Raw genomic sequence first — 15,440 nt, 5'->3', positions numbered from 1 at the left:
GGTGGGCCTACTTCATTGTGCGCACTCGATTTTATGCCAGGTGTTTTTGCATGACGTTAAACAGCAACGTCGACACATTGTTGTCAAAATCATTCCACGGCAAACTACCGCAGAAGGTAATGGAACCGGTGGTAAAGACTGAGCCACCGCCCGGGTAGTCTGTCCAGATCATGTCCGCGTGCATGGCCTCTTTCTCCGTGCCTCCGGTCAGGTTGGTCAGGTGGGTCAGTTGCTCTTCGGGGACCAGCATGAATCCGTTTTCGCGAGTGACCGAGCGGGCCAGCACTACGGTGGTATAGGGAGTGCCGAGTCGATGGTCGATATGATCCAGCTCGAAGCCTGCCGCCCCGTTACCGGAGAACCCGAAGTCGCCGATGATGTCCTCTTCGATGCCTTCGAATACCCAGTCGTACTTCGCTTCATGGCTGATACGCAGGAAGGGGTCGCCAAAGAATTCGCCTTGTGCGGCAAAACCGATACCGACCAGATCTTGAGGAGGACGTCCGTTACGGCGCCACAGTCCACCATAGGTACCATCAAAAGCGTTGTAATACTCGCCCGGTTCGGCCGCCCAGGCCCTGATGCCATCTTCGGCTCGTCTTATTTCGAGCACGCTGTCATTTTCGGCATGCACGGCAATGCGCCAGTAGAACCCATTACCTCCCAGGTACATCAGATTGCCACCGTTATCGCGATAGTCGCGCAAGGCGTCGAGGGTCTCGTTGGTGTGATATTCGGGGTGCGAGCCGGTGGTCACCGCTTTGTAACCGCTGATGGCGGCCACGCCCTCGTTGTGCAATTCGTAATCGGTGACCAGGTCGTATTCAATACCCTTGGCATGCAGCCAACTGAGCAAATGGCTGTCTGCCTGAAAGTGTCGTAATCCAGAGCAGCTTGCGGCGCCAAAAGTCACATAGCCGGGGCGAAGATTGAACAAGGGACGATGGTGGGAGGCATGACAGATACCCGATCCATCAGAGTGATAGTTGTAGGTTGACAGGCCATACTGCGGGAATTCTGCCGGATTGTAGGGATAGGCATTCCATTCGCTCAAGCGCTCTTGCCAGGAGGGGGCATAGTCGGGTCGAGCGTGATTGCCGTAGATAGCGTAGGTGAACGTTGACACCAGAACACACAGATCGGCGGTGCGTTGCCCAGATGCCATGCAGATAAAGAACGGGATGGCGTCCTCATGTCCTTCGCTCTCAAGGCGCATGACGTAGGCACCCGATGGCATCCCGGAAGGCACGATAAAGGTAAAGTCGGTGTCCCACTCGAAGTCGTATATATCATCGTCGTGGAAATGTATGGCGGCATAGTGCTCGGGTTTGTGTGTCCAGTTCATTTCCGAGGCGTCCCAGTTCGCACCCGTTACGGCGCGGGCGGGAAAATTGACAAGCGTCAGGTCAGGGCCTTTGGTAGCAGAACCAATGGTTGTCGATATGCCTTGGCTGAAGTCCCAGGCAGCAATAATTTCACCATTTTCCTGGATTGACGGTGCTTCGATTTTACCGTTGAAGTGTTGGATGGCTAAACCATCGACAAGCCGTGCTGCGATGAGTGGGGTGCCGGACAAGGCAATCTGCGGATTGATCTCACCACGTGCTTCCACAGTGGCAGATTGTGTTCTGCCTAGTTGTCGCTGTTCGAGGGTGACGACCCCGTTCACAATCTGCGCGCTGACCTGATACCAGTTGCGTAATTCCAGAGCCATTGATGTTGAAACGCTTTGACCCTCTGCAGACAGGCAGAGTTGGCCTGCAGTATTCAGGTACAAATCAAACGAGCCCACCGTAATGATGCTTTGCACGCAATCAGAATGACGGGTAGGGAAAATGGTCGCCGAGAATGTTAATGAGGCGCCTGGAGCTGCATTCAGCTCTGTCTGAGCAATGGCATAAGAGCCGGAGTTGAATAGACGTTCAACCGACGGAAATGACTGTGATTCAAAATAGTGAGAAGCATCTTCTTCGACAATACCCTGGCCTGCCGGGTTCGGGTCAGCACTGATGGAGCGAACCAGTCGGGCATTGAACGGTGTGCCAGTTTTTGAGGAAACCTTGAATGCAACCGTGTCACCTTGTTTGGCCGACAGGCGGTCGGCGTATCCAAGCAGTGGCGGATTTGTATGTGTATCAGTCATCGTATTGGCCCAAAAACCAGATCAGGCAACAAGGTTACCCATGAGGAGAAAAAGACGAGGAGCAGGATCATCAGAACATAGGGGATGAGCAGAGGCAGGACGCCAGACTCTGGAAGAGGCCGAGTACAGCTGTCGGAATATCAAAGATGGTGTCCAGTTGTCTGAATGCTTTGGTGAAGCTGAGTATGAACAATACCGTGCCGATGATGATAGCAGGCACCACACCTGCGTTCTTGCGTTCTATCTCTGTCCGGCTGATTGCGAGTCCTCTGAAGTCATCGCTCTTCCTGCGCCCGTACACCTGGACTATGCTGAACAGCATCAAGCCGAACAACATCGGGATGAACATCTGTACCCAGGGTTGTTCAATGCCCAGGCGGGTTGCTGAAGCTTGTTGAATCAAAATGAGGTGCACGATTGTGCGTATTTGTGCATACTGTTGCAACTTTGTGCAATGTTATGCGTCATGTCCTCCATCGAACTGAACAACCCGGATGTCAGGCAGGAGCTTCTGCTTGCCCGTATCCATAGCGGCGAGCGCCTCGTTGCGGCTGTTCTTGCCAAAGAGCTGAATGTTTCCCCTGACACTATCAGGCGTGATCTGATTGAACTCGAACGTAATGGTTCTGCGCGGCGTGTTCGTGGTGGGGCTGTGCCGGTGTCGCAGCCCGTCAAGTCGTTTGAACTCCGACGACAAGAGGTTGAACCGGGAATCGAACAGCTGGCCGCCAGGGCTGCCAGTTTGATAGATGATAGTTCGACTGTTTTTCTTGACGGCGGCACGATGCTTCATGCGGTTGCCTGTCAGATCAGCACAAATTTTCGCGGACTGGTGATCACGCCTGCACCCGCGATCGCTCTTGCGGTACAGGCGCGTGGGGCTTCCGTCTATCTGATTGGCGGGACGCTGTGTGCAAGCGGAGGCATTGCGACAGGAGCCCAGGCCGTACGCATGGTCAGTGATTGCGCAGCCGATCTCTGCCTGCTTGGAGCTTGTGGCATGCATCCCTCATTCGGTCTGAGTGCTGATGACGCCGAGGAGGCGAGTATCAAGCGTGCAATGGCTCTGGTTTCCAGTCATGTCGTTGTCGTCACCGGTTCAGCAAAGCTTGCACGTCGCGCCCGTCATCGGGTTCTGGCAATCGAGGAAATGGATCAATTGATCACGGATGCAGAGGCAGACGCCGATCTGCTTGCGGCTATTCGCAAAGCAAGCGTGGAGGTGCTCCATGAGTGATATCAATACAGCACAGGCACCCAGGCTGGATGGCGGAGCCACTACGAGTGTGTTCAGCGATCCGAGCTGGCGAGCGGTCGCTGCGGCATTTGCATTCAACGGTGCCTTGTTTGGCACCTGGGCTTCGCGTGTGCCGGCGTTCAAGGGGCAATTCTCGCTTGATGCTGCAGAGCTCGGGCTGTTGTTACTGGTGCTTGCGGCAGGTGCAATCATTGCGTTTCCCTTGGCGGGTCTGTTCTCTGACCGACTTGGAGCTCGCCGAGTGACTTTTGTAACGGCGGTTCTATACGGACCCGTGCTGGCATTGCTTGGGTTCGCTCAGGGACCTTTCATGCTGGCATTGGCACTGTTCGTGTTTGGCGCTTTGCACGGTGCAATGGATGTGGGGATGAACGGCTGGGGAGCCAGAGTTGAGGAAAAACTTGGCAGACCCGTGATGAGCGTCTTTCACGCATTGTTCAGTCTTGGGGCTGGCGTAGGTGCAGGACTGGGTGTGCTGGCTACTCACATGAGCCTAAGCCCGGCGACACATCTGCCTGTTGCTGCCGTGTTGTTTGCAGTTCCGACTCTGGCACTGCTTGTCATTGCCGATGCTCACCGACCGGAGGGGGTACGGAAGCAGGAGCAGCCCGGCAAGGTAAAGATGTTTGCAATACCACGAGGCACATTGCTTCTTGTTGGCTTGATCGCCTTCGGTGTATCCATTGGCGAGGGTGCAATGGCGGACTGGAGTGCTGTGTTTTTACGTGATGCAACCGCTGCGACTGAGAGTGCGGCGGCTTTGGGGTATGCGGTTTTCAGTACGACGATGGTTGCTACGCGACTGGCAGGCGATACGCTGATAACTCGGCTCGGTCCTGTTGTCGTGGTCCGCGCCAGCGGCATAGTGGCGGCTCTGGGCATTATCATGGTGGTGACGGCAAATGCTGTACCCATGGCCTTGACCGGTTTTGCGGTGGTGGGCGTTGGCTATGCCGTTGTCATGCCTCTGGTTTTCTCGCGTGCTGCGCGTGATCCGGACACCCCGTCAGGGACTGCAATCGCAGCAGTGGCAACGTTAGGATATGGTGGAATGCTGCTGGGTCCGGTTCTGGTTGGGTTCGTTGCCCACCTGACAACACTTGCCATCGCAATGTCCATGCTTGCGGCTCTGGCAATAGGTGTGGCTTTGCTGGCAAGGTTTATCAATCCAGCCAATTGATCATACTCAGGCCGCTATTGATCTTGCGCTCAGGTTCTGACGAACGGCATCGGCCAGTTTCTGACTGGCCGGTGACAAGCCCTTGGGGCCGACGATCAAGCCGATCTCTGAGAGCGGCAGGACCGGAAATCCATCGGCTTCAGTCAGAATTCGCAATTGAGGCGGTACGGTGCTTCTGGATAACACTGATATTGCAAGTCCGGCCTCTACCATCGCAATCGTGCCATTATGGTTACGTGTCGAGTATCCCACTCGATAATGTATTTTCTGATCGTCCAGGGCCTTCTTTGCCCAGATCCCCCAAAGACAACTATTCTCGAACGCTAGTGTCAATGGCTGCCCCTCTTCTGTCGAATGATGACGGGACATCACCCAGACCAGTGGCTCGCTGGTCAGTGTTTCAAATTCCAGCTGACTGCTGATCGCATTGACCAGCGAAAAATCGAGCTGCCCCTCAACGGTGGCACTGATCAACTCTTTGCTGGATTCCGAATCCAGGCGAATATGAACTCGGGGATACTGTGCGGCGAAGCTTGCCAATATCGGTGGTAAAAGACCTTCCACATAATCGTCGCAGACACCGAAACGAACTTCACCCTGGATTTCAGGGCTGCGGAAACTGGCAAGCGCCTCCTGTTGCAGGGTGAGGATACGTCTGGCATAGAGCAGCAGGTTCTGCCCATGTAGCGTCAGTACGGAACGACGGCCTTCTTTTTGAAACAGAGGTTGCCCGACAATCTCCTCCAGGCGTTTCATTTGCATGCTGATGGCAGATTGTGTGCGATGCACCAGCTTGGAGGCCGCCGCAAAGCTTCCTGTGTCTGCGATGGCGACCAGAGTCTGCAGCAGTTCCATGTCCAGATTGTCTTGCATACAATACTTCACCAATATTGATGTAATGCTTTAATATTATTCGTTTGAATGATGTATTGCAAGATCCCATGATGATCTCTCACCAACAACTGAGAGACAAGTCATGCAAACACTCATAAATCGAGAGCCTTTAGGCAAAGGATCGCTGGCTTTGGCAGCGTTAGCTGCCGCCATCGCCATCTGGTTGCTGATGGGTGCAATCCCCGAATCCGCATTCAGTCAAACAGCGGGCTGGACAGCAGAGGCAGGCTGTCAGAACGAAGCCGATGTATTAGCCGCGGCGGATCGTAGCCGAAACGGTATTTCAGCCAGCTGTAACCTGGAAACGCTGAATCGTGCGAGGGCTGAACGATGAGTCGTGTATTGATATCCGGACAGTTGGTGCACGCCTCGAAGTTTCAGCGTTCGAAGGTGGGCACGGTTAATGAAAAGCGCCGGAGCAGCATGTTCCGTCGGCTGCTCGACACCAGTCTTGTCTGGGGAGAGCGAATCAAGCAACGACGTGAGTTGCAAGAGCTTGCCAATAGCCCGGAGCTACTGATGGATATTGGTATTTCTCGTTATGAGGTTTTACGCGAAGGGAGCAAGCGGTTCTGGCAAGAATGATTGGATGCAGGGATGCAGGGATGCAGGGATGCAGGGATGCAGGGATGCAGAGTTCGGAGTGAACCGGAGCCGGAAACTGCTTGCTGCAATTGGGCATGCCTGCTTATTGGAAGGTCGTAAAGTTACGAATAAGCGACAGCTTATTGACTAATTTTTGACATCCTCCTCTCCCTAAAGAAAGAGGATTCCCACTAAGGAGCGCAATGTCCTGCGCCGAGACGGAGAATATTTCGAGCCGCGTTAACGTCACGATCATGCTGAACACCACATTCAACACATTGCCAGTCTCTTACCGAAAGAGCTCTTATTCCCTGCGGCCCGCACAGGCTTCCACATTCGGAGCACGCTCGCGTGGTATAGGCTTCATTGATTTCTCGGTAGACAATACCGGCCTGCTGGCTCTTGTAGTCGAGCATTGTCTTGAAGCTGGCCCAGCTTGCGTCAAGCACAGACTTGGCCATCGTGGTTTTTGTCAGCTTCGAGCTACTGACATCTCCCACGTAGATCTCGCCGCATCGATTGACCAGATGGCGGCTGAATTTATGCAGGGCATCTGCTCTGCGATTCCTGATTTTTGCGTGAATCGCCCGGGCGCGTCGCTTGCGTCTTGCCCGTTGGGCCTTGGCAAGCTTGCCTTCCAGGTGGCGATACCAACGTCCCTCCAGCACAGTGCCATCGCTGCAGGTGGCAACGGTTTTCAGACCAAGATCGATACCAATACTATCTTGCCCCTTGGGACACGTGCGATCAACCGAGACACAGATGCAAAAATACCATCGACCGCGAGCATCCTCAGTGAAACAACCTGCCCTGAACCTGTAACTGGCAAGACCGAAGCTGTCCCATACCTTGAAGTGAGAACCTGCAAAGAAGACCTGCCCGTGCTTCCAGTGAGCTGCCCGAGCCTTGAAGGGCACCCACCCCAACGAGCGTTTATCGCCAAAACTCTTGCGCCACCTCAGCTTGCGACGCTTTGCCGAGAAGCGTTTGCTGGCGTAGTGTTCGGCCGTTTCCTGAATCGTACTGCTGCCAATGTGCTCGAACTGCTTCGACGCACCCACCGTGTAAGCAGAGAAGTCAAATCCGGACATCCACCGACCACGCTCCCGAATCATACGATCAGACAGCTCGTTGCAGTAGTTCCATACCTGATTGACTTCAGTCGCCATGCTGCGCAAAAGCGGCGCGTGGCGATCTTTCACCCTGACTTTGAGAACCTTGATGCATGTTGATTTCACAGCCCGATTGTATAACCGTTCCGCCCTCATTCACCAAGAAGGGCCAATAACTACTGGCAATTTATACGGCATTTCAATTCCTCCCCGCCCTGAACGACGGGGTATCCTTGGAATTGAAGGGATGAATGCCGCGGGTATACATGGAAACGTAAACGTTATCGGGTATTTTTACGCTATGGATCGCTCCATCATCAGTCTGTTTTTGCTTACAATAATGCAACTACTGATCAATGACAGTAGCTGATCCGTCGCAGGGCGTCCTCGCATCGGACGTGAACTCGTCGCCTAAAAGTATTTCCAGGAAACTCCATCATGATTTACACCCGCTTTTGTACCGGTGCATTGATTGCACTTCTTGCTGGTTGCAGCAGCTCTGACTCACCCGACACCACAGACGGATCTGGTGACGGTAGTACTGCCCCCGTTATCTCCGCTGCAAATGTCGAGCTATTATTACGCGAAATCGTCAAGGTCGCTAACGACGACACACTGAATGCAGCATCAGAGAGTCTGGTGCCCGTCTTCGGTTCAGTCGAGACACTTATCGCCGAGGTGATAGCCGATGGTGCATCGAGTGGAAATGGTCTTACCTTCGTATCCAGTACGGTTGTCAACGAAGATGGTTCGAACTCTGAATATACTTTTTCCTGCGACAGCGGTGGCACGCTGGTGGCGCGGGCCTACCATGATGATTCGGTAGGTGGTCCTTATGTTGATCAGTTGGTGGCAGACAGTGCCTGCTCGATAGGTGATGCTGCCTATGAGGGATCTGCATACAAGGCGGTCCGCTTTGTTCGAGGCACTGATGTCTCAACGTTCGAGAACTTCTCAGTCTCTTATGCCGATGGAGATTCGCTGCTACTCGATGGTGAATACTCTGATAGTAGTCCCGAGCAAAATGGTCCAGTCGTGATAACGGGATGGACTGGCGCTAGTCTGCTCATGGTCGACGATGGTGAGACGACGAAAATCGACGATTACACTTCGTATCGCAGAAGTCAGGTTCAGAGCGATTTACCTGATTCCGACCTGCTGGCTGGAGGTCCGGGTGCGGCTGCAACAGTTACTTTTACCGTAACAGCCTCTTGGTCATCTGGCGAGCCTATCGATGTCGTGGTTGATTTAGCCTATATGGACCCAGAAGATTCTGTCGTGGGTGAAGGTGGTGAATATCCGGCTCAGTGGCAAACTGGCAGCGTGCGTGTGACGGCTGAAGATGGCAGCGGTTTGACCCTGTCGCCCGATACTGGTGAGCTAGAAACCTTCCTCGTTGCCATCGACGGCGAACCGGGTGCGCCGATTATTCTGAACTGGTCAGATGGTTTCCAGCTGAGCTGTGCGTCAGGTTTTGATTGCAACTGATTTAGTGTAGTTACCGGGAGGTGGAGCCTTCCGACGCTACAGTCGCCCCTCGCCATGCCTATGGGAAGTAAAGGATCATGCTGATTTCTGTATTTCTCGACGGCCACTTGAGAACAGTCAGCTGCCCGCGCCGGATGATTACTGGAGAGGTCGTGTACCGCTTGCACTGTCCGAATACGTGAATGCTGAACAATCAAGCGACACGATGTACGCTCTGGAAAAAGATATAGCGCACTCGTATGGTTACTTCGGTTACCAGTCGAAATTGCCGGTGGTCGTCGCGTCCAACAGTTTGGCAGGTACCGTTGGCGCACTCGTATCAGTGCACTCCCGCATTTGTAGGGTGTTCCGAGTGCTGCAATAGGTTCAGGGTTGGCGGTATTCGACGAGAAAATAGTTATCGATCAAAAGGTTTATCATCATGTGTATTATGTGTAATGATACAGTGAATACACCTAACTGAGAACGATCCACTTGTTTTCACTTCAACCCTCGTCAGGTATCCCCATCTATCAACAGATTGTCGACCAGGTTCGTAGTCAGATTGCCTCCGGCGGTCTGACTGCTGGGGCTAGTTTGCCGTCGGTGCGGAGTATGGCCAGTGACCTAGGTGTTAATCCCATGACCGTCTCCAAAGCCTATTCGATTCTGGAGCGGGATGAGGTGGTAGTGCGGCGACCAGGTGTTGGCATGTTAGTGAGTCAAAACACCCAGAGCCCAACAGATCTACTAAAACCCAAAGCTACTGAACTTGCTGAGAGTGCACGCGCACTGGGCATGAGCCGAGACCAGCTCTTGGCACTTGTAGCAATCCAATGGAAGGGAGAAGACGTATGACATACCCACTTGATCTGACGAATGTGCACGCCGGATATGGCACTAAAAAAGAAAGAGTCGAGATACTGAAGGGGGCAACCTTGCATCTTGATTCAGGGAGTATTAACGGACTGTTGGGGCGCAACGGGAGTGGTAAAACCACTTTGATCCGAGTGGCCTTGGGTTTAATGAAATCCACTGAAGGTAGCGCGGAATTGATGGGCGTAACCGCCTGGGATTGTCCGAATCCTGTTCGCGAACGGTTGGGCTATGTATCGCAAAACCTGGATTATTTCCCGGAAGCGACTGTGGATCGCTGTCTGGGGTTGGTTGGAAGTTTTTATTCCAATTGGGACAATGCCTACATTGATGAACTCAAAGATCGTTGGGATGTAGGTGAGGCTTCGATTGCTACTTTGTCGGTTGGTCAAAAACAGAAAGTAGCGTTGTTGATGGCATTGGGTCATCGCCCGGATTTGTTGATTCTTGATGAGCCGGTTGCTAGTCTTGATCCAGCCGCACGTCGGAGTTTTTTAAGTACCCTGGTTGAACTAAACAGCGATACCAACCAGACCATCCTGCTATCTAGCCACATCACAAGTGATATCGAGCGCATGTGCTCTCACGTGGCCATATTGCATCATGGCCAGATATTGTGTCACACAAAGATAGATGAGCTTAAAGAGCGCTTACGCGTAGTGGAGCAAGGTGAGGTTCCCCTCGGTGGCGAGGTGCTGTTAAAAAAAGACGGCCAGCTTTGGGTTCTGTTGCCCGAAGATGAGTTGGAAAGGAATAGCTACGCACGAGCTCCGGGTAGCCTGGAAGATCTGTTTTTAGAGCTTACCCAATGAAGAGGCTATTTCAATCTTTGATGCCGCGCAGCACATCGGGAATCATTATTTTTCTCATTTGTAGCGTCTGCGGTATCTTCGCCTGTCGCTTTTTCAAACTAACGCATCCTGAATATCTTTTTGCTCTGGCTTTTATTCAGGGGACATGGCTCGGGGTTTGGTGCCAGGACCTTCACCAGTTTGCAGGTAGCCATGGTGTTCCGCGATTTGCTAGTCGGATCACGAAATTTTATTTGATGGTGTTGTTAGCTACCGGGTTGTTTATAGCCGCAATTGCGTTAGTCAATCATGATCTCTTCAGCATCGTTGGCTTGCTTATGGCGATTGTTGTTATTGCCAGTGTCCTCACCTTGCTGACTCGAAACTTGCTGCTTGTCTTAGTGGTTGTCTTTGCAGTCATTTTAGGAATGAACAAAATTCCTGATGTTGGTAGAGAAGGGATAGCGAACCTGTTGAACTCGATCTACCTTTATCCTGTGTCGGTTTTGGCGTTGTTGCCAGGGTTGGCAATTTTGCATTCGCTCCTTATCAAACCCGTCAACATTGAGCGGCGGAGTTTACGTCAGGACTACGGAAATAATATCGAAAATAAACGATGGCATTCGGGTGGTCTATACGGTGTGAGTTGGTTCTCGCATTTGAGAGCTGCGAGTGGTGGAATCCTGTTCTTCTTGGTTTTTTTTCACTTCTACGAGCCGCCCTTACAGATGTTCTCCATCGTTTGGAGTATATGGATTTTGTCCTTTCCCGTGCAAAATATAGGGCGCTCTATGAGTGTCGCGCCAAGAGCCTGGTTGTCTGGAGCAATCCACAGTCGTGCGGAGTTATCGTCGGCCTTGTTGATACGGTTCCTGAGTATCGCTGGTATCTATACGCTAGCTGGCCTCGCCCTGTCACCCTTGGCCAGTCTGCTCAGCATTGATTTACCAGAAAATACAGGATCCGTTGTTGTTGCAGCTTTCGTAGGTAGCGCGCTCAGTTTGGGTTTGATTAGCAGTTACAGCAGCAATCTGGAAGAAAAAACAAATTCGTTTCATCGGAATTTGCTGCTGCTCGGGTTTTATATCGCCCTGTTTATTCTGGCTAGAATCCCTGTTGAGTTTGTCTGGGGGGTTACAGGGCTGGTCGCTTGCGCCGCGTTATACTTTCTGTACAGAGGGCATCAGCGCATCACTAAAATGGAGTTCATCACTTTTTAACGTGACAAATTAGGACAGCGCGCATGGTACTGACCCTACTGCGCACCTGATCAATCGTGTCCATCGTGAAATATTTCTCCAATACCCCTTGAAGCTCTAGTGGCTAGAGACATTAGGATAGGGGTATACCAGTCTTAACCGGAGAAATCAGATGGAGCAGACGAACAGCAACAGCGACCAGGGGGCGAGTTCGTGTTGCGGGCATTCGGCCGAACTGACTAAACTCGAGTCACACCAGGCTGCGCTGGAGAGTACTGTTTCAACCAGCCGTCGATTTGCGGTGAGTGGCCTTGATTGTATCGAGGAGGTGCGCATTCTGCGCCGTGCTGTAGGGCCCTTGGTGGGTGGCGATGAGGGGCTTGCCTTCGATGCCATCAACGGTCGAATGAGCGTGCTTGTGTCTTCATCTGAAGCCTCGGACAAGGACATTATTTCAGCAGTTGCAGCCACCGGCATGAGTGCGACGTCAGATGAGGGGCAGGGCACCGCAGCCGCTCCTGCGGTGGATCGCGGACCCTTGTACGCCACGTTCGTCAGCGGCGCCCTGTTGTTGCTTGGGATCGTCATACATCTGATCGGTATCGATGGGCCCTGGTCGTTTGCCACGCTGCTTGGCGGTCACGGTGAAGCGGGTCCGCCGATGTTAGAAATTCTTGCCTGGGTCGGCGCCACTGTCGCGGGCACACGCTACGTTGCACCAAAAGCCTGGTACGCGCTCAAAACGCTGCGACCTGATATGAATCTGTTGATGGTCGTCGCGGTAGTGGGAGCCATGGTATTGGGAGAATGGTTCGAGGCGGCTACAGTTGCATTCCTGTTTGCCTTGTCGCTGTTGCTTGAACGTTGGAGTGTGGGGCGGGCACGTCGTGCAGTAGAGGCTTTGCTTGATCTGACACCGGCAAGCATCCAGGCACTGCGTGAAGATGGCACTGAGGTGGAAATCCCTGCCACGGAGGCTGAGGTTGGTACCCGATTCGTCGTGCGTGCTGGCGATCGTGTGGCATTGGATGGTACGGTCAGCGAGGGTGCAGGTTCGGTTGATCAGGCACCCATTACCGGTGAGAGTCTACCGGTACTTAAAGAGGTCGGTGATGAGGTGTTTGCCGGCACGATCAACGGCGAAGGTACACTGACAGTGGTATCCAGTCGTCCGGCCGACGATACGGTGCTGGCACGAATCATTCGCACCATCGGCGATGCACATGAGCGGCGTGCGCCTGTCGAGCAGTGGGTGGAACGCTTTGCTGCACGTTATACGCCTGCGGTGATGATCCTGGCCTTGTTGATAGCACTGGTGCCACCCTTGTTGTTCGGGGCTGCCTGGCAGCCATGGATCTACAACGCACTTGTCTTATTGGTGATCGCCTGCCCGTGTGCATTGGTGATCTCCACGCCGGTATCGATTGTTGCAGCACTGGCCTCAGCCGCCCGTGCCGGAGTGCTCGTCAAGGGTGGTGGCTACATTGAGTTGCCAGCCAGACTCGATGCGTTGGCACTCGACAAGACCGGTACACTGACGTTTGGTACACCGCAGGTCAGTGACATCGTACCGCTGAATGCAAAAGAGGCAAACGTTCTGTTGGCCGAAGCGGCCGCCATCGAACGGCGCAGTTCACATCCACTAGCCGCCGCTATTGCGCGAGCGGCCACCGAACAAGGTCTTGATCCCGCGGCTGCGCAGGATGTCGTCACCACGGCGGGCAAGGGACTGACCGGTCGGCTGGGAGAGCGAGAGCTGAGGCTGGGATCCTGGCGCTTCATCCGCGAATCCGCCAACGATCAGGACATTGATCCCGATGGCGCTATCGCGGCCCAGGTCGCGCAGCTTGAGGCTAACGGTCGCACCGTCGTGGCACTGTCTGATGCCAACGGTGTGCGCGGCTTATTAGGCTTGAGCGATACCGTTCGCCCTGAGGCTCGTGCCGTTATTGCGCAGCTGCATGCACTTGGTGTAAAAGAAATCGTCATGCTCACTGGCGACAACGCTGCGGCCGCCGATCTGGTTGCCCGGCAGGTTGGAATCGACACGGTACGAGCAGGGCTATTGCCTGAAGACAAGGTAGCCGAGGTGGAGGCACTGGCTGCCCGGCATACGGTGGTGGCCATGATCGGAGACGGGGTCAACGATGCGCCGGCGATGGCTCGTGCCAATTTTGGTATCGCAATGGGGGCCATTGGCTCGGATGCTGCCATAGAGACTGCTGATATTGCATTGATGAGTGATGAGCTTGTCCGCGTGCCATGGTTGGTATCTCATGCAAAACGCACACTGACTGTCATTCGTCAGAATATTGTGTTCTCGGTGGGTATCAAGGTGGTGTTCATGCTTCTCACATTGTTTGGTATCGCATCGCTGTGGGGCGCTATTGTTGCTGATGTAGGGGCAACACTATTGGTGGTAGCCAATGCACTACGACTGTTGCGCGATCGTCGGTAGTGATGTCGACAGTGGCAGATTATTAATCTGCCACACCTGCGGCATAGCGAAGGCCACCCAGTAAATGGGCACGAAAATCCGGCTCTGAGTAGCTGGTATCGGTGTGACCACCGCCGGTGTACCAGGACCGGCCACCATCATAGTCGTGGTACCAGGCGCTGGGATGATCATCACCCATCTCGCCTCCTGAGTAGGAGTCTTCATCGAGAGTGAGCAGCACATTCACCTGGGCTCGTGGATTGCTACGGTAGTCATACCATTCGTCGGTACGTGTCCATGTCGAGCCTAGGTGGGCAGTTGATGGATGCGATCCGTCTTCAACGTTCTGGCTAGCTGATTGCACCAAAGGATGACGTTCGAAATAGGCACCAACCAGTGCGCCGTACCACGGCCAGTCATACTCGGTATCGCTGGCTGCATGAATGCCTGCAAAACCACCGCCAGAGCGAATGTAATTTTCAAAGGCTGTCTGTTCGTCAGCGTCGAGCACATCGCCCGATGTCAGGACCCAGACAACGGCATCGTAGTTGGCAAGGTTGGTCTCGGTAAAAAGGCCTGCTGAATCTGCTGCAAGATCCGTTTCAATGTCAGCGGAGCTGCCCAGTTCTTGAAGTGCAAGCACTGCATCTTCAATTGAGCTGTGGCGGAAGTCGCGAGTTTCACTGAATAGTAAAACTCGTGGAGCGCCTGAAGTATAGGTCCCTGCGACCAACTCGTCGATATTGCTGACACCATCATTGTCATTGTCCCACTGATCGGTGTCGAATTGATCTGCGTTGATCTGAAAAGACTCTGAGGCGTTGGTTCCGGTTGTGAAGTCCGCCTCGAAACTGCCTAACGTGATTTCACCATTCTGATCATAGAAGGTAACTGTCAGACGGTTTTCTGTATTCGTTGGAAATTCATCAGAGGCGGACCAGATCTCATCACCGACCCACTGTGCCGTCATATCTCTATCACCCCAGATAACACGAACCTGGAGAGCATCGGATGCATAGGCAGGCACGGTGATATCAAAGTCTACACGTGTAGAGTTTTGCACCAGAGGATCCGTAACTACTGGATTGTCGTCAGGTGTTATCGGTGTACCTGGAGCTGCTGGAGGTTGAGTCGTTCCATCTGTAGAATCATCGTCCAGTTCACCCTCACCCGTGCTCGTTCCATCGTTCCCGGTCGCATCGGTGTCATCGGTCTCGAAAATATCAGAGATAATGGGTGTTTGGGAGTCGCTGGAGCTGGAACAGCCTGCAGCAAGCAGCGCACTGATTAATAGTGCAATGGTCAGTCGAACGGGTATGGATACAATTGACATCCTCATGAAGTGTCCTCTGCTAGTTCACAATTCCAGTAGAGCACCGAATTGCATGATCAGAGAACCAGTATATGGGGAAACAGGAGAGTCTATTTGCTCAGACTATAACAATTGTTTCAGTATTAATACCGGCATGCGATGCCTTGGAGCATGCTCGGAACAAGG

The 15,440-nt window shown here is 53.3% G+C and carries 14 protein-coding genes; 9 read left to right on the top strand and 5 right to left on the bottom strand.

Going from position 1 to position 15,440, the window contains the following annotated elements; all coding sequences use genetic code 11:
* Window positions 1-31: 31 nt before the first annotated feature.
* Together IMCC3135_RS32960 and IMCC3135_RS34890 are read right to left on the bottom strand one after the other, a co-directional pair.
* The gene (locus tag IMCC3135_RS32960; RefSeq protein WP_088921461.1) at window positions 32-2,143 is read right to left on the bottom strand and encodes a N,N-dimethylformamidase beta subunit family domain-containing protein; all 2,112 of its coding nucleotides are present in this window, start codon (window positions 2,141-2,143) and stop codon (window positions 32-34) included.
* Window positions 2,144-2,213: 70 nt separating this feature from the next.
* A complete protein-coding gene (locus tag IMCC3135_RS34890; protein WP_205737827.1) occupies window positions 2,214-2,558 on the bottom strand; it encodes a hypothetical protein in 345 nt (114 codons plus the stop codon).
* Window positions 2,559-2,609: 51 nt separating this feature from the next.
* Between IMCC3135_RS34890 and IMCC3135_RS32950 the strand changes: the two genes are divergently transcribed.
* Window positions 2,610-3,380: a DeoR/GlpR family DNA-binding transcription regulator gene (locus tag IMCC3135_RS32950; RefSeq protein WP_169727560.1), complete on the top strand. Its 771-nt coding sequence runs from the start codon at window positions 2,610-2,612 to the stop codon at window positions 3,378-3,380.
* Window positions 3,373-4,581: an MFS transporter gene (locus tag IMCC3135_RS32945; protein ID WP_088921459.1), complete on the top strand. Its 1,209-nt coding sequence runs from the start codon at window positions 3,373-3,375 to the stop codon at window positions 4,579-4,581. The genes IMCC3135_RS32950 and IMCC3135_RS32945 overlap by 8 nt, the downstream gene beginning before the upstream one ends.
* Before the next feature lie 6 nt (window positions 4,582-4,587).
* Here IMCC3135_RS32945 and IMCC3135_RS32940 read toward each other — a convergent pair whose 3' ends face one another.
* Complete coding sequence (locus tag IMCC3135_RS32940; RefSeq protein ID WP_088921458.1) at window positions 4,588-5,454, bottom strand: LysR substrate-binding domain-containing protein; 867 nt, start codon at window positions 5,452-5,454, stop codon at window positions 4,588-4,590.
* Window positions 5,455-5,557: 103 nt separating this feature from the next.
* Here IMCC3135_RS32940 and IMCC3135_RS32935 point away from each other — a divergent pair, with 103 nt between their 5' ends.
* Window positions 5,558-5,809 (top strand): hypothetical protein, encoded by a 252-nt coding sequence (locus tag IMCC3135_RS32935; protein WP_088921457.1) that lies wholly within the window; start codon window positions 5,558-5,560, stop codon window positions 5,807-5,809.
* Window positions 5,806-6,060, top strand: a complete 255-nt coding sequence (locus IMCC3135_RS32930) for a DUF1127 domain-containing protein (protein WP_088921456.1) — start codon at window positions 5,806-5,808, stop codon at window positions 6,058-6,060. Before IMCC3135_RS32935 ends, IMCC3135_RS32930 begins: the two co-directional genes overlap by 4 nt.
* Window positions 6,061-6,251: 191 nt before the next feature.
* Here IMCC3135_RS32930 and IMCC3135_RS32925 read toward each other — a convergent pair whose 3' ends face one another.
* Complete coding sequence (locus tag IMCC3135_RS32925; protein WP_236994708.1) at window positions 6,252-7,298, bottom strand: RNA-guided endonuclease InsQ/TnpB family protein; 1,047 nt, start codon at window positions 7,296-7,298, stop codon at window positions 6,252-6,254.
* Window positions 7,299-7,610: 312 nt separating this feature from the next.
* Between IMCC3135_RS32925 and IMCC3135_RS32920 the strand changes: the two genes are divergently transcribed.
* The 5 genes from IMCC3135_RS32920 (at window position 7,611) to IMCC3135_RS32900 (ending at window position 13,963) form a co-directional block, all read left to right on the top strand.
* Window positions 7,611-8,660 (top strand): hypothetical protein, encoded by a 1,050-nt coding sequence (locus tag IMCC3135_RS32920; RefSeq protein ID WP_088921454.1) that lies wholly within the window; start codon window positions 7,611-7,613, stop codon window positions 8,658-8,660.
* A 474-nt stretch (window positions 8,661-9,134) separates the two neighbouring features.
* Window positions 9,135-9,497 (top strand): GntR family transcriptional regulator, encoded by a 363-nt coding sequence (locus tag IMCC3135_RS32915; protein ID WP_088921453.1) that lies wholly within the window; start codon window positions 9,135-9,137, stop codon window positions 9,495-9,497.
* Entirely contained in the window at window positions 9,494-10,327 is an 834-nt protein-coding gene (locus IMCC3135_RS32910) for an ABC transporter ATP-binding protein (RefSeq protein ID WP_157736502.1), read from the top strand. The genes IMCC3135_RS32915 and IMCC3135_RS32910 overlap by 4 nt, the downstream gene beginning before the upstream one ends.
* The gene (locus IMCC3135_RS32905) at window positions 10,324-11,526 is read left to right on the top strand and encodes a hypothetical protein (RefSeq protein WP_088921451.1); all 1,203 of its coding nucleotides are present in this window, start codon (window positions 10,324-10,326) and stop codon (window positions 11,524-11,526) included. Before IMCC3135_RS32910 ends, IMCC3135_RS32905 begins: the two co-directional genes overlap by 4 nt.
* A gap of 151 nt (window positions 11,527-11,677) precedes the next feature.
* The gene (locus IMCC3135_RS32900) at window positions 11,678-13,963 is read left to right on the top strand and encodes a heavy metal translocating P-type ATPase (RefSeq protein WP_088921450.1); all 2,286 of its coding nucleotides are present in this window, start codon (window positions 11,678-11,680) and stop codon (window positions 13,961-13,963) included.
* A 22-nt stretch (window positions 13,964-13,985) separates the two neighbouring features.
* On the opposite strand, the gene IMCC3135_RS32895 is transcribed toward IMCC3135_RS32900, so the two are convergent.
* Window positions 13,986-15,281, bottom strand: coding sequence for a ThuA domain-containing protein (locus IMCC3135_RS32895; protein WP_205737826.1), 1,296 nt, complete (start codon window positions 15,279-15,281; stop codon window positions 13,986-13,988).
* Between the last annotated feature and the right edge of the window lie 159 nt (window positions 15,282-15,440).

Origin of the sequence: Granulosicoccus antarcticus IMCC3135, assembly GCF_002215215.1 — a bacterium.
In the GTDB taxonomy this organism is placed as follows: Bacteria; Pseudomonadota; Gammaproteobacteria; order Granulosicoccales; family Granulosicoccaceae; genus Granulosicoccus; species Granulosicoccus antarcticus.
Note: the sequence above shows the minus strand (reverse complement) of the source record. Positions and strands in the feature narration are given on the sequence as shown.

Coding starts and splice junctions, on each gene's coding strand:
- IMCC3135_RS32960 (WP_088921461.1), bottom strand. CDS start 2,143: ATGACTGATACACATACAAATCCGCCACTGCTTGGATACGCCGACCGC.
- IMCC3135_RS32950 (WP_169727560.1), top strand. CDS start 2,610: ATGTCCTCCATCGAACTGAACAACCCGGATGTCAGGCAGGAGCTTCTG.
- IMCC3135_RS32945 (WP_088921459.1), top strand. CDS start 3,373: ATGAGTGATATCAATACAGCACAGGCACCCAGGCTGGATGGCGGAGCC.
- IMCC3135_RS32940 (WP_088921458.1), bottom strand. CDS start 5,454: ATGCAAGACAATCTGGACATGGAACTGCTGCAGACTCTGGTCGCCATC.
- IMCC3135_RS32935 (WP_088921457.1), top strand. CDS start 5,558: ATGCAAACACTCATAAATCGAGAGCCTTTAGGCAAAGGATCGCTGGCT.
- IMCC3135_RS32930 (WP_088921456.1), top strand. CDS start 5,806: ATGAGTCGTGTATTGATATCCGGACAGTTGGTGCACGCCTCGAAGTTT.
- IMCC3135_RS32920 (WP_088921454.1), top strand. CDS start 7,611: ATGATTTACACCCGCTTTTGTACCGGTGCATTGATTGCACTTCTTGCT.
- IMCC3135_RS32910 (WP_157736502.1), top strand. CDS start 9,494: ATGACATACCCACTTGATCTGACGAATGTGCACGCCGGATATGGCACT.
- IMCC3135_RS32905 (WP_088921451.1), top strand. CDS start 10,324: ATGAAGAGGCTATTTCAATCTTTGATGCCGCGCAGCACATCGGGAATC.
- IMCC3135_RS32900 (WP_088921450.1), top strand. CDS start 11,678: ATGGAGCAGACGAACAGCAACAGCGACCAGGGGGCGAGTTCGTGTTGC.
- IMCC3135_RS32895 (WP_205737826.1), bottom strand. CDS start 15,281: ATGAGGATGTCAATTGTATCCATACCCGTTCGACTGACCATTGCACTA.